We start from the raw sequence: 13,120 nt of genomic DNA on the forward strand, positions 1-13,120 counted from the left end.
CCCGTCGAGATCATCGACCACTACGACGGACTGTTCCGCCTCGCGCTCAGCGACGCGGAGAAAAGGAATCTCATCCAATTCCTGCTGTCGATCTGATCCGGGAACGCCGTTGGCGCCCGCCGCAGCTGTGTCAAAGGTTGATTGCCTCGGCACGGCGGCGGCGCGCGACAGGCGGCTTCGCGGCGCGGATAATCGGCGCTTGGCTCCTCACCGGGGGTCCCGCTGCCATCCGGCCTCGAGCGTTTTGGCCAGTTCCTCGCATGCTTCGATATTGAGCAGGTGCGACTCCTGCATGGCGAAGAGCGGGCCGCGCACGAAGCCCTGCTCCATGTAGGGCAATGCTTCGTTGATCATGCGCGCGACCCAGCTCTGCGCGCAGTTGAGGAGCTGCAGCCGCGCCGCCTTGCCCTGTACGGCGAGGGCCTTGCGGAGAAAATCGCTGGTCGCCGGGCTCGCTGTGTCGCTCATGCGTTCGATGAGATCGATGAGGATCGCGCAGTTTTTCGCCTCATCGCGCTGCACGTCGGCAAGTCGCTTCCATGCGGGAGTGTGCGGCTCGTGCTCGCTCAGAAGGGCCGCGACAAGCTTCGCGCCTGCGCGCTCCGCCTCGAGCAGCGTGTTGAGGAATCTGACGATCTCCTCCGCCGACATGATTGGCGGCTCCCCGAAGTAATCCGGCGCGATCTCGTGGGCATAGCAGGGCGGAGAGCTGTAGCCGCTTTCCTTCCGATGCAGCACGGGCGAACGCTTCGCATCGAACGCCGCCTTCATCTCGTTCAGATCTTCCATGACCCTGGGTCCTTTCAATAGCCGTAGAACTCCTCGTATCGCATGGCCCGCTCGCCCACGCCGATCTCCTGCAGGATGCCGCGCATCGCCATCGTCATCGCAGGCGGCCCAGCGAAGTAGTACATCGGGCTCCTCAGGTCGGTGAGATGGCGAACCAGCAGCTCGCGCCGGATATGGCCGGTTTCGCCCGACCAGCGCAGGGCGGACCGCTCTGGTTGGCTCATGACCGCGATGAGGCGATAGCCAGGCGCGAGCTGCTCCATCTCCTGGAGCTCGGACAGGAAAGCGGCGTCCTCCGGCCGCCGGTTCGCGTAGAAGAGATGGATACGATGCGCAATCTGCTGCTGCACCACATGCCGGACGATCGCCAGGAACGGCGTGATGCCGATTCCGCCAGCAAGAAACACCGCCGGACGCGCCACGTCGTCATGCAGCACCATCGCGCCGTTGGGGCCGTCCAGGCGGACTGCCGTTCCGATCTGCGCCGTCTTCAAGATCCGCTTGAACGCCGTGTCGCGCATGCGCGTAGCGATCATCAGCTCTGGCTCGTGCGGTGCGCTGGCGATGGTGAAGGCGCGGCTGTCGCCTTCGCCATCGGTTTCCGGTGGATCGACGAGGGTCAGCACGACCGACTGTCCCGCCTCATGCCGGAACCCCGCCGGCTTGGAGAAATGGAACGCCATCGTGCCTTCTGCCACGCGCTCGCACTGCATCAATCGTGATTCGACGATTGCCATGTTGCAGGCTCCATCGCCGCTCAGAACGTGCGCATTTCAGGAAAGCCCTCCGTCGATTCGTGGCGATGTCCCGCATCGTCGTACCAGTAAAGCTTGCCGCTGTCCTCGCCCCGGGTAAGCTGGTGCGAGCCGTCGCAGAAGGGTTGGGTCTTCGACAGCCCGCAGCGGCAGAGATATTTCTCCTCGCCGCCGATGGCGAGCCGGTACGGCTCGGAATGAGTGCGCTTAACGATGCGTGACATGACGATCTCCTTTCGAGTGCAAATGGCTACCCGCCCGTGCGGGCAGACAGTTCGTGGACGATGACGCCTTCCATCGGATCCACGGGTGCTTCCCAGGGCGCGCGCTCGATGATGCGGCGCGCGTCCGCGAACCCGGCTTCGCGACGGCAGCGGATGCCCGTTTCGCTGAAGTCGAGATCTTTCAGGTAGTCCTCGCCGTCGAGCTGCGGGGCAAGCAGCTGAACCACGTGCATCGTCGTGTGGCAGCCCCACGAGGCCAGCTCGCGCCCTTCTGCGCTGTTGCGCTCGCCCTCCGGCACGCGCCGGGCCAGCTCGCGGATGACGTGGCGCAGGTGGTGGATCTGCTTCTGGCGCGCGATGTGGCTGTCGGCGCGACTCGCGTACTGGATGTCTTTCTGCCGCGCCACCGCCTGCCAGATCGACGCCGGCTCGTGGCCGGTCTGCTGCCACACATTGACGCTGAAGATCAGCGAGTCGCGCCGCGGGTTGTCGTCGAGCACGGCCTCGAGCGGGGTGTTCGAGTACAGTCCGCCGTCCCAGTAGGGCTCGCCCTTGACCCGCACCGCCGGCAAGCCCGGCGGCAGGGCGCCCGATGCCATCACGTGCTCGACGTCGAGGGGGGCGCGTCTGCTGTCGAAGTAGCACATGGCGCCACTCTCCACGTGGACGGCGCCGACGGTAAGCCGCGGGCGCCCGGCGTTGAGTGCGCGGAAATCGACCAGCTCACAGAGCGTCGCGCGCAGCGGCTCGCTGCTGTAGAAGGAGGCGCGCTCGAGCCCCACTTTCGCCTGCACGCCGCCCCACAACGACGCCCGCGGCGAGCAAAATCCCGCAATTCCCTGCACGAGAGTCAGTAACTCGGCGAATGCCTCGCGCATGCCGGGCCAATACTGCCAACCCCGGAAGCTCGGCGCCTGTCCGACGCGCTGCCAGAGCTCGCGCAGCCGTACTATTCGGTCCTCGAGCCTGTTGCCGGCGATGATCGCGCCATTGATCGCCCCGATCGATGTGCCGATCACCCAATCGGGTTCGAGGCCGGCTTCGTGGAGCGCCTGGTACACACCGAGCTGGTAGGCGCCCAGTGCGCCGCCGCCCTGCAGCACCAGGACGATCTGGCCCGGGACCCTTGCCTGAAACGCGGTCATCACTGCGCCGTCCAGCCGCCATCCACCGCCAGGAGCGCACCGGTGATCGACGCCGCCTCCTGTGAGCAGAGGAACGCCGTGAGTGCAGCGACCTCCTCGACGGTGACGAACTTCTTCATCGGCTGCGCCGCGAGCAGCACGTCGCGCTTCACGGCCTCTTCCGAGATGCCGCGCGCTTTGGCGGTGTCGGGGATCTGCTTGGCGACGAGCGGCGTGAGCACGTATCCGGGGCACACTGCATTGACCGTGATCCCGTGCTCCGCGACTTCGAGCGCGACGCTTTTCGTCAAACCCGCAAGGCCGTGCTTCGCCGCGACATAGGCCGACTTGAACGGGCTCGCCACCAGCGCGTGCGCCGAGGCGATATTGATGATCCTGCCCCAGCGCCGCGCCTTCATCGCCGGCAGCGCCGCCCGCACCGTATGGAACGACGACGACAGATTGATCGCGATAATGGCGTCCCACCGGTCGGGAGGGAACTCGTCGACCGGGGCGACATGCTGAATGCCGGCATTGTTGACGAGGACGTCGACCGAGCCGAACCGGTCGATCATCCGGGCCACCATCGCGGCGATCGCCTCGGGTCTGGTCATGTCTGCGTCTTCGTAGGTCACGCTCACCCGGTGCTCGGCCGTCAGGCGCGCACGCAGGCGCTCGATCTCCGCCGGGTCACCGAATCCGTTGAGCACCACGTTGGCGCCCGACGCGGCCAGGCGCGTCGCGATGCCGAGTCCGATGCCGGAGGTAGACCCGGTCACCAGGGCATTCTTGCCTTCCAGCGTGGAGGCGGTCCGCGTCGGTATGGCGCCCGCAGAATGCTGCTCCCGCGCCTGCTGCGCGATCGTCGATCCGATGTCCATTTGCGTGCCCTCCTACTGTAAGTCTCGGGTAGCCCGCCTGGATCCGCCCGGGCCGGGCCTGCCCTTCGAGGCGGCCTCAACCGAACCTGTTTGGGAACTGCTTTTCGATCGCCCCGGCCAGCGCGTCGGCGATGACATACATGTGCTGCGTCATCGCCTCCCAGGTCTGCGCCTCCTCCGCATACTGCTCGGCCCGCAGCTGCTGCGTCTGCTTCATGTGATGCCCGCCGTGGGCCACCAGCAAACCGTTGACCGTGTCGAACGGCAGGTTCGGGTTGGCGCCGCTGAGGAACTTGGCGATCGCGCTTGCATTGCCGGTCAGGCCGTCGGCCGCGGCTGCCTGCTTGTCTTTGCTGCCTGCGGCGGTCGCGACGACATAGTGCTTTACCGCGTCGTAGTGCCCGGCGAGCAGCCGGAGCAGCTCGTCGGAAGCCGCCTTGCCGTAGTACGGCTCGATCGTTGCCGCGATCTGCTTCGCGTTCGCGACGACTTGCTGCTCCGCCACCGCCGCCGCCTTTTTGTTCCCCGCGAAGGTGTCGACGACCACGTTGCGGATCCAGAAAATGTGGGCCAACCACAGGTCGCGCATCACGCCGTTGCTTGCTGCGACCTTGTTGGCGGCCGCGTGCTGCTCGGTATGCTGTGCCCACAGCGGGACGGCCGGAAACAACAATGCCGCGAACATGGAAGCGGTGAACGCACGGCGTTTTGTAACCAAGGTCTTCATCACAATCTCCTTGTCGGTATCTCAACAGCGATCATCCGAACCGACGTATCGGATTTGCTAGCGACGGCGAGGCCGTCACTGGCCCATCGTGTCCTTGCCCGTTTCCTTCCGAGTGCGCCGTGCGCATCGTCGCTCTTCGAGGACATCGCGCAGCACGACTGCGTTGTTGCGGTCGGTGTCGCGCGCGCCGTAGAGCAGCGTGATGTGGCCGCGCCGTCGCAGCTCGTCCAGCAGGTGAAGCAGATCGGCGCGCTGCTCGAGTTCCGCGCGGTACTGCGCCGCAAACGACTCCCAGCGGCTTGGTGTATGCCCGTACCAGCGGCGCAGCGCATCGCTCGGCGCGACGTCCTTGAGCCACAGATCGACCTCGAGGTCCTCCTTGCTCAGACCGCGCGGCCAGATCCGGTCGACGAGGACCCGCATGCCATCTCCGGGGGACGGGTGCTCGTAGGCGCGCTTCAGGCCGACTGCGCAGCGCGCGCCGCGGGGCTGAATGCGCGCGCGGGGTCGTGTGGCTGCCATGGGCGGGTTCCCTTAACTGATGCGTTGGAGCTCATGGTCCTGCGTTCACGAATAAAAGTACAATGAATAATAATGGTGTTTTTAAGCAAAACTTTTCATAGAACAGGCCACCCTGTAGAAGTACGGAGAACGCGATGGACATCAACCACGCCCGCACCTTTCTGGAGATCGTCGCGACGGGCAATTTCCTGCGGGCGGCGGATCGCCTCCACATCACGCAGACGGCCGTCAGCGCGCGCGTGCGAGCGCTCGAGGAGCTGCTCGGGCGAAAGCTTTTCGTGCGCAACAAGTCGGGCGCATCGCTGACGCCGGCCGGGGAGCGCTTCTTGCGCTACGCGCAGACGCTCGTCCAGGTGTGGGAGCGGGCGCGCCATCAGGTCGCGGTCCCGCCTGGCCGGCGCGGGGTCGTCATGGTGGGGTGCGAGCTCAGCCTCTGGGAGCCGCTGCTGGTCGACTGGCTGCTGTGGATGCGGCATGCGGTGCCGCAAGTCGCGCTACGCGCCGAAGTCGGAATGCCGGGCAGCCTGATCGACGAGGTGACGGAGGGCATTCTCGACATCGCGGTCGTGTACGCTCCCCAGCAGAGGCCGGGTCTGAATATTGAGCTGCTGATCGAGGAAAAGCTCGTCCTGGTGACGACCTCGCGCCGCGATCAGACGCAGAACGCGACCGAGTATGTCTTCGTGGATTGGGGGCGCGAGTTCGCGGCGCATCACAACCTGGCGTTCCCGGAGCTCTCCAACGTCGGCACGTTCGTCGGCTTCGGTCCCTTGGGATTGGAGTACCTGCTTCAGGCTGGCGGATCCGGATACTTCCGGCTGAAGGCAGTCCAACGTCATCTGAAGAGCGGACGTCTGCACCGTGTGCCCGGCGCTCCAGAGTTCCCGTATCCCGCTTACGCCGTCTACTCCGACAGCGCTGATCCGAAGATCGTGACGCCGGCGCTCGCGGGACTGCGGCACGTCGCTGCGGGGCCTAGAAGTTCTGAGAAGAAGAGTGTCGAGCGTCGTGCAGGCAGCGCCGACGAATGACAGAAAGGGCGGTCTCGACACAGGGCTGGAACAGCGGCCGTTTTCCACCGATCGACCGTGCGACCGAATATCTAGCTGCCGCCATCGGTGCAGGACTGGGTGCCGGAACCGCACCTGGCGTGCTACGTCGTAAATGGGAATTAGGAGCGTACGAGTCGCTCGGCGCAGTCACTCACCGACAGCCGGTCGGTCACGCCAACTCGCTCCGAAAACCGCTATCAAGCGGATTAATGACGTCCAGGTTCGGCACTTACTGCCAAACGTCCAGATTCTGAAAGACGGATAAGCAGTCCTCTATTGAAAATGGTGACGTCCTCCCGCTGGAGGATGGTTCATTAACATAGACGGAGACAGTGCTAATGCTACGTGCGCCGTTCGCCAGCCGAGCGTTACGACCGACGGAAATATCGCTGCAGGAAGCGCCTCTGAAGGAGCTGGCAAGGCCTATGCTAAGAAGCTATTCGTTTGTGATGTCAATGCGAAACGATCGGAATCCCTTGCCGCTCCAGGCTTTCATGGATTCAAGGAATGACGCTACCGGAAAATGCGAAGAAGAGAAGCAGTTCTCGTGAATTGAGCATTGTTTTCTCCCCGAAGCATGCCACGTGCCGACGTAACTAAAACCTGTTGGACATCCGCGAGAACGTTGTCCGGTGGATATGCAACTGCACTGCGGCTGCGCGCTCGGCGGCAGCTGGCCGCAGCTCCGACCGATTGGTTCTCAACCAGCCCCCGCACACATTGTACAACTGCTCCACACAAGAACCTGCCACTAAACTTCCTCAACGATGAATGTCTTTTGTGGGTCGATACCACCAAATCGATGAACCGGGGACCTGCCGTTCAACGGCGTTGAGCGCCGTGCGGCCGCTTTCCGAAACACTTCCGCGGCTCAATCGGGGCAAGGTGGCCGTCAGCATTGGCCGATTATGCAAAGTCGTCGATTATCGAAACCCGCCCGGTGAAATGTGCCGCGAAGACAGCGACGACGCGGCAAGGCCGCGGATCGCACTTTCCATAATCAACGAGCGATAGCCGGAGCCACTGGTGCACGAGATAGACGCTAACGATGACCCTCGGAGCGCCAAGGCGAAGACCGTCAGTGGAAAATCCAAGCAAATCCGGGCCGAGCATGGTCCGACGATCCGTAGCGCAACTCGGGACTGTCGGCTGTGCATCGATTGTTGGCTCGGATGACCGTCGAAATTATGCAGAGTCGTCGGCAACGTCAGCCACCAGCGGAACCGCTCTCAGCAAGGTTTCCCAGGAATCCGCCACTTACGACTTTCCATAATCGACAACTTTGCATAATCGGCCTTATGGAATCTATGGACTCCCCCGGAATTGCAAGTGACGGTCTTGGGCTTCTGTAAGCAAACCTGCAGGAATCTATCCGGCCTACTGTGACGCCCGTCGGCGCCAGCCCTGATGACATACGTTCCGCGGCCACCTCATTAGCTTCGCGGTCTGGCTTCGACCATTCCCATAAGCAGGCTCTTGCCGCGTCGGTTTGCACCGTCATCCCATCAACACGCTTCGCTCGCAATCTTCAGGCAGGGATCTTTCTGGCTAGTCAATGCAGCGGATTCAAGCGGGCACGGCTGCACTCCGATAATCAGTGCCGCGGGCCAACATCGCCCAGATGATGCGCGCATGCTTTGCAGCCAATGCGACGGCCGCGACATTGGCGCAGCTTCTCGCCTTGAGCGCTTCGGCCCACACACTCTTCTGGTCGTGCTTTTGAGCGGTAAGACGCAGCACCGAGCGTGTACCGTGGATCAGCAAGGTTCGCAGCACGACATCACCCCGCTTGCTGATCGCTCCGAGTTTCGCCTTGCCGCCGCTAGAGTTCTGCCGTGGCGTCAGACCCAGCCAGGCTGCAAACTGGCGGCCGTTGGTGAAGGTCCTGGCATTGCCGACACTGGCAACGAGGGCAGAGGCGGTGATGGGACCGATGCCTTCGATCGCCATCAGTCGCCGCGCGGGCTCGCTCTGGCGCGCCAGCGCCTCGATCTTCCGATCGTAGGCCAAGATGCGCTCGTCGAGCGCGCGCAACCGGTCGTGGAGCTCACCCATCGTCTCGCGGGCAAGAATTGGCAATTGCTTGCCGCCGGCGCCGATCTCGGCCAGTAACTTGCGCACGTGCGAAACCCCTGTTGCAGCAACAATGCCAAATTCACCGAGCAGGCCGCGGACTTGGTTTACCAGCGCAGTACGTTCGGATACCGTTAATGCACGCGCTCGATGCACCGTCAGAACCGCCTGGGCCTCCTCCGACTTCACGGGTACAAACCGCATGTTCGGCCGCCCAACCGCTTCGCAGATCGCTTCGGCATCGTTCGCATCGTTCTTTCCACTCTTGCGGTATGGGCTCACGAACTGGCCGGCCATCAACCGTGCGTCATGGCCGAGCTTGCCCAGTTCCCGAGCCCAGTAGTGCGATCCGGCGCACGCTTCAAGCCCGACTAGGCAACGCGGCAGCTGGGCGAAAAACTCGCACACTTGGGAGCGGCTCAATGTCTTCCTGATAACGGGTTTGCCGTGTGGGTCAACGCCGTGCACTTGGAAGACAGACTTGGCGATGTCGAGACCGATGCGAACAACGTTCATGGCACACCTCCTTGGCTGGCGCGCGGCCGTCATGGCCGCGACCGGGTCAGTTTCCCGCTAGACGGAGGGGGAGTCCATTTCATTAGCTTTGCATAAGGCCGACGACCAGAAGTTGGAGCGGCTCCCCTGCCCTAATTCGTTTGCCATTACCGCGCAAGGATTCATACGGGCGCACCTTGCTTCCCTGCCCTACCCATCCGCGGCAAAGCCCCCCGCCGCTCGGCCGTAACCGGGCGCAATAGCGACTGACTCACCTGACTCACCCGTTGTGCCACGAACGCGTCGAGGGCGATCTCGACGGCTACACGTCGCCCTGCAATCCTCGGCCACACGGGCCGCGGCACGTCCCGGTACGCCGCGCCGCCTCCCGTCGCCCCAACCTTCTCGCCGTCGGCAAGGCAGTGCTTGCTGCAGCGGCCGAAGGCATCGATTACTGCGCTCTCAGCCACATCCCTCCACGTCGCGCGAGTCGCCTCACCATGACCCTCACCAAAGCCGATCTCATCCGAGACATCGCCGCCGCCATCGGTCTCAACAAGCGAGAAGCCGCCGAAATGGTCGAAGCGTTCTTCGAGGAGATTGCCGGCGCACTCATCGGCGGGCAGAAGGTCAAGTTGTCGGGCTTTGGCAGCTTTCAGGTGCGTGAAAAGCGCGCACGTCCATGACGAAATCCGAAAACGGGCGAAACCGCGCTCATCAGCGCGCGCCGCGTGGTGGTATTTCACCACAGTGACAAGCTCAAACTTGCAGTTGGCCGCGGCAATCGGCCGTCGGGGGCAGCCGGTACGGCGACCGCACCGAGTGGTGCGACGCGGAGCTCCTCGCGTGAGGTCGAGGAATTCATGTAAGTCGCCAGCGGAGTGAGGACCAGTACCCGCGAACCGCAAGAGGCGCCCCTTTGACAGTTGATCCGAAGACCGCGAGTACACTGCATCCCGCCTGATCGGCCGAGGCGCGATTCGACGGGTCCGGCGGGCAGACATTGCTTGCCTCTCCCGTGTCTGGCAACACCCACTTCAGTTCGGCCAAGCGGGACTGCATCGACTGCACGCTGTGCGTGGCCGAATGCCCCGTCGACGCGATCTTCGCCGAGGACGACGTGCCCGCCGACCAGCGGCGATTCATCCCGCTCAACGAGGAGCTGGCAAAGGTGTGGATACCGATCGTCGAGGTCAAGCTGGCTCCACCGGATGCTGGGCTCTGGGCGGCGGTGAAGGACAAGCTCAAGCTGCTCGAACGTTGATGGCGCAGCCGTCGCGCAGCCGCCCAGCTCAGGTGTCGACGATCCGCTGCAGCATGTCGGTGCCCATGATCTCGATCCCGCCGGGCCGAGTAGCGAGCCAGCCGGCCCTCTGCCACCAGCTCAGGATGCGGATCACGGTCTCGACCCACGCGCTCACGAGTTGGCTGATTTCATCGCGGCCGAGGTGCACGTCGACGACAACTGTACCCGCGTCGGTCGGCCGGCCAAATCGCCATCAGCACCGCGAGGCGCCGCGGCACGGAGCTGACGATGTCGATCTTCGCGCGTAGCGCGGCGGTGTGCCGCAGCAGTGCACGGTTCACGGCGAGGCCGACGGCGAGGGAGTTGCCCAGGGATTCGCGCAGCGCGTCTGCGCGGATAGACAGGACGTCGACCGGTCCGCAGATCGCGATGGTGTCCGCCGGGAAGACCTCGTGCTCGAGCGCAGCGGCAAGCCCGATCGCCTCGCCCGACCGGAACAGGCCGACGACGATCCCTTCGCCGGGTCGGCGTCATCTGCCGGATCTGGACGATGCCCGATTCGATCATCGCAAAGTGGCTTGCGCGCTCGCCGGCAAACCACAGCGCTTCCCCGGGATCCAGGCGGCGAAGTCGCGCGCCCCGAGTCAGGCGGGCGAGATCCCCGGAGTCCAGTCTCGAGAACAGTTCGTGCGCGCCGAGCCGCCTGGCCTGCACGTCGGCATCAACGGTCCGCCGCCCTTCGACCGAGGCACTGACCGGATGCAACATCGACAATGGAGGCGAATGACCCATGATGTTCCCGTGGCTGTCTGGCAGGCGCACCCGCTACGAAGACTCACGCACGAGCGCGAGCCGGATACGTTCGATCGCATGCGACGGACTCAGCCCCTTGGGGCAAACCTCGGTGCAGTTCATGATCGTGCGGCAGCGGTACAGGCGATACACGTCGTCCAGATAGGCAAGCCGCTCCGCGGTCGCCGTGTCGCGGGAGTCGGAGATGAAGCGGTAAGCCTGCAGCAAACCCGCCGGACCGATGAACTTGTCCGGATTCCACCAGAAGGAGGGACAGAAGGCGCTGCAGCACGCACACAGGATGCATTCGTACAGTCCGTTCAACTTCTCGCGCTCCGCGGGCGACTGCATGCGCTCGCGCTCGGGCGGCTCCTCGTTATTGATCAGGTAAGGCTTGATCGAGTGGTAATGCGCGAAGAATTGCGTCATGTCGACGATGAGGTCGCGGATCACGGGAAAACCGGGCAGCGGCCGAAGGACAACCGGCTCCCTCAGGCCCGGCAGCGACGTCAGGCACGCTAGTCCGTTGCGGCCGTTGATGTTCATCGCATCCGACCCGCACACGCCTTCGCGACAGGAACGGCGGAACGAAAAGCTGTCGTCCATCGTCTTGAGTCGCATCAGCACGTCGAGCAGCTTCTTGTCGCTCGCCTCGAGCGCGACGTCGTAATCCTGCATGCGCGGCTTCGCGTCGGTTTCGGGGTTGAAGCGGTAGATGCTGACTCGCATGTTCTCTCCTCCGCCGCTCTTAAGCACCGCTGGCAAAGTGCGCCGCCATCGTCAGCACGACGCGGATGAAGATCGCAAACAGGATCACCGCGATCAGCGCAAGCACCGGCAGCCGAAACGCGGGCGCGTGGATGTAGTCGAGGACAATGTCGCGCGCGCCGATCCAGCCGTGCAGACACAGTGCGGCGAAGAACACGACGATTAGCACCGCGCCATGCGTGCTCGTCGCCAGCGCGTGCCAGCTTTCATAGCTGAGCGACGGTCCCGTCAGCAGCGTGGCTGCCCCCAACGCAATCAGGACCAGCAGCACGAGCGCCGTCACGCGCTGCAGCACCCAGGCCCGCTGCCCGTGAAAGAGCCTCACGACAGCCACCTCAACGCGGCCGCAAGCGCGACGATCCCCGCCGCGAGGATCGCGGCCCAGGCGCTGGTGCGTGCCTGCGCAAGGCGGCTCCCGACGCCGATGTCCATCAGCAGGTGGCGCACACCGGCGAGTACGTGATGCGCGGCGGCCCAAACGAGAATGACGAGGAGCAGCACCCGCCAGGGCTCGGATATCAGGTCGCGCACAGCCGCGAACTCCGGCTCGCTGCGAAGCGAGCGGTCGAGCGCGAGCGCGAGAAGTGGCAGGCTCACCAACAGCAGCACGCCCGAAATCCGGTGTCCGATCGACGCGATCGCACCGATTGGAAAGCGGATCTGCGACAGATTCAGAAATTTCTGCGCACCGGCCGACCCTGCTCGCATAGTGGCCTCCCAGGCCGTTTCAAAGCCACGACGACGGCAGGTATTCCCGCGGCGATCCGGATCACCTCCATGGCCCTTCGCCGGTCGCGCCGCGCCTCGATCCCGCCGCGCGAGGTCGGTGCGCACGGCAGACCTGCGCGCGAATGAGCATCGTCCGTTCCAATCCAATATAGAGGGAGTTACGAAAGAGTCAACGTCAATGCATCTTTATACCCGCCCCGGAATCGGTCGGCGCTTCGCCGCAGGCGAGCGATTCGGACCAGGAGGTATTCATCGATTTCCGTTCATGGAGATCCGGCTCGTTGACAGGCAGTCGCCCACAACCGCGGCACATCCGCCCCGCACAGGTGGTCGCGGCCCTGTCATGCGGGCTGCGTGTATTCGCGGACCGCCCCGCTCTGCCTCGCTTGACCAAGCGGTGAGCACGTCAGTCCGCGTTCACCGGAACATCCGGACTCGCTGCAAGACTTCCCCGTAACATGAGCCCGCCAATCAACACGGACGGCACGACAACCGCCAGAACCACCAACCCCCTTCCCGCGAAGACCTGCTCATCGAGCAGATAGGCATTGCACAGGCGAGCCGAAACGTCTTGGTAGAGGAGCCCGGCCACTGCCGTCATCCACGCCCAGTTCCCGATGAAAAAGGTCTGGATTATCGTCCCCGCGAGCCGCCATGACAGCTGCAGGGCGCCCCCGGCAGCGAGCAGTGTGGCGAACTTGGCGAGCTCCATGTGCGGCGACAGCAGCGCCTGATCGAGGGCGCGCGGGATCATCCAGAATCCCGATACCAGCAGGCATAGCAACAGGCCAGCGAGGCCGTGCGCATTAAATGCTGCGATAGATGTACGCGCCCGCGGAGGCAAGGACGAAGCGAGCGCCACGCCGGCAAGGACCAGCAACGGAAACTGCAGGAGCATGTGACGGGCCATGTCCGCCTCCAGCCAGGCGCGCGCCCATGGCCC

At 64.1% G+C, this 13,120-nt stretch carries 14 protein-coding genes and 2 pseudogenes; 3 read left to right on the forward strand and 13 right to left on the reverse strand.

Going from position 1 to position 13,120, the window contains the following annotated elements; translation table 11 throughout:
• Window positions 1-207 precede the first annotated feature (207 nt).
• The 7 genes from U5817_RS12610 to U5817_RS12640 form a co-directional block, all read right to left on the reverse strand.
• Window positions 208-771: a DUF6306 domain-containing protein gene (locus U5817_RS12610; protein ID WP_407280976.1), complete on the reverse strand. Its 564-nt coding sequence runs from the start codon at window positions 769-771 to the stop codon at window positions 208-210.
• Window positions 772-803: 32 nt separating this feature from the next.
• On the reverse strand, window positions 804-1,526 hold the full coding sequence (locus U5817_RS12615; protein ID WP_407280977.1) for a ferredoxin--NADP reductase: 723 nt from the start codon (window positions 1,524-1,526) through the stop codon (window positions 804-806).
• 20 nt (window positions 1,527-1,546) lie between these two features.
• The gene (locus tag U5817_RS12620; protein WP_407280978.1) at window positions 1,547-1,768 is read right to left on the reverse strand and encodes a CDGSH iron-sulfur domain-containing protein; all 222 of its coding nucleotides are present in this window, start codon (window positions 1,766-1,768) and stop codon (window positions 1,547-1,549) included.
• A 26-nt stretch (window positions 1,769-1,794) separates the two neighbouring features.
• Window positions 1,795-2,913, reverse strand: coding sequence for a patatin-like phospholipase family protein (locus U5817_RS12625; protein WP_407280979.1), 1,119 nt, complete (start codon window positions 2,911-2,913; stop codon window positions 1,795-1,797).
• Window positions 2,913-3,773, reverse strand: coding sequence for a 3-hydroxybutyrate dehydrogenase (locus tag U5817_RS12630; RefSeq protein ID WP_407280980.1), 861 nt, complete (start codon window positions 3,771-3,773; stop codon window positions 2,913-2,915). The genes U5817_RS12625 and U5817_RS12630 overlap by 1 nt, the downstream gene beginning before the upstream one ends.
• A gap of 76 nt (window positions 3,774-3,849) precedes the next feature.
• Window positions 3,850-4,500 carry a hypothetical protein gene (locus U5817_RS12635; protein ID WP_407280982.1) on the reverse strand — a complete coding sequence of 217 codons (651 nt, stop codon included), beginning with the start codon at window positions 4,498-4,500 and terminating at the stop codon, window positions 3,850-3,852.
• A gap of 75 nt (window positions 4,501-4,575) precedes the next feature.
• On the reverse strand, window positions 4,576-5,022 hold the full coding sequence (locus tag U5817_RS12640; protein WP_407280983.1) for a DUF488 domain-containing protein: 447 nt from the start codon (window positions 5,020-5,022) through the stop codon (window positions 4,576-4,578).
• A 134-nt stretch (window positions 5,023-5,156) separates the two neighbouring features.
• Between U5817_RS12640 and U5817_RS12645 the strand changes: the two genes are divergently transcribed.
• Window positions 5,157-6,053, forward strand: a complete 897-nt coding sequence (locus U5817_RS12645) for a LysR family transcriptional regulator (protein ID WP_407280984.1) — start codon at window positions 5,157-5,159, stop codon at window positions 6,051-6,053.
• Between the two features lie 1,587 nt (window positions 6,054-7,640).
• Here U5817_RS12645 and U5817_RS12650 read toward each other — a convergent pair.
• Complete coding sequence (locus U5817_RS12650; protein ID WP_407280986.1) at window positions 7,641-8,663, reverse strand: IS110 family transposase; 1,023 nt, start codon at window positions 8,661-8,663, stop codon at window positions 7,641-7,643.
• A 479-nt stretch (window positions 8,664-9,142) separates the two neighbouring features.
• Here U5817_RS12650 and U5817_RS12655 point away from each other — a divergent pair.
• A pseudogene (locus U5817_RS12655) lies at window positions 9,143-9,511 on the forward strand (integration host factor subunit alpha).
• A 185-nt stretch (window positions 9,512-9,696) separates the two neighbouring features.
• Window positions 9,697-9,906, forward strand: a pseudogene (locus tag U5817_RS12660) (ferredoxin family protein); the annotation flags it as partial.
• A 28-nt stretch (window positions 9,907-9,934) separates the two neighbouring features.
• Here U5817_RS12660 and U5817_RS12665 read toward each other — a convergent pair.
• From U5817_RS12665 to U5817_RS12685, 5 genes are all read right to left on the reverse strand, one after another.
• A complete protein-coding gene (locus U5817_RS12665) occupies window positions 9,935-10,063 on the reverse strand; it encodes a hypothetical protein (protein WP_407280987.1) in 129 nt (42 codons plus the stop codon).
• Between the two features lie 650 nt (window positions 10,064-10,713).
• Entirely contained in the window at window positions 10,714-11,409 is a 696-nt protein-coding gene (locus U5817_RS12670) for a succinate dehydrogenase iron-sulfur subunit (protein ID WP_407280989.1), read from the reverse strand.
• 19 nt (window positions 11,410-11,428) lie between these two features.
• The gene (gene sdhD, locus U5817_RS12675) at window positions 11,429-11,773 is read right to left on the reverse strand and encodes a succinate dehydrogenase, hydrophobic membrane anchor protein (RefSeq protein WP_407280990.1); all 345 of its coding nucleotides are present in this window, start codon (window positions 11,771-11,773) and stop codon (window positions 11,429-11,431) included.
• A complete protein-coding gene (gene sdhC, locus U5817_RS12680) occupies window positions 11,770-12,282 on the reverse strand; it encodes a succinate dehydrogenase, cytochrome b556 subunit (protein ID WP_407280991.1) in 513 nt (170 codons plus the stop codon). Before sdhC ends, sdhD begins: the two co-directional genes overlap by 4 nt.
• Window positions 12,283-12,583: 301 nt before the next feature.
• A complete protein-coding gene (locus U5817_RS12685; RefSeq protein WP_407280993.1) occupies window positions 12,584-13,087 on the reverse strand; it encodes a hypothetical protein in 504 nt (167 codons plus the stop codon).
• Window positions 13,088-13,120 lie beyond the last annotated feature (33 nt).

The organism is Aromatoleum evansii (genome assembly GCF_045689615.1).
GTDB classification, from domain to species: domain Bacteria; phylum Pseudomonadota; class Gammaproteobacteria; order Burkholderiales; family Rhodocyclaceae; genus Aromatoleum; species Aromatoleum evansii.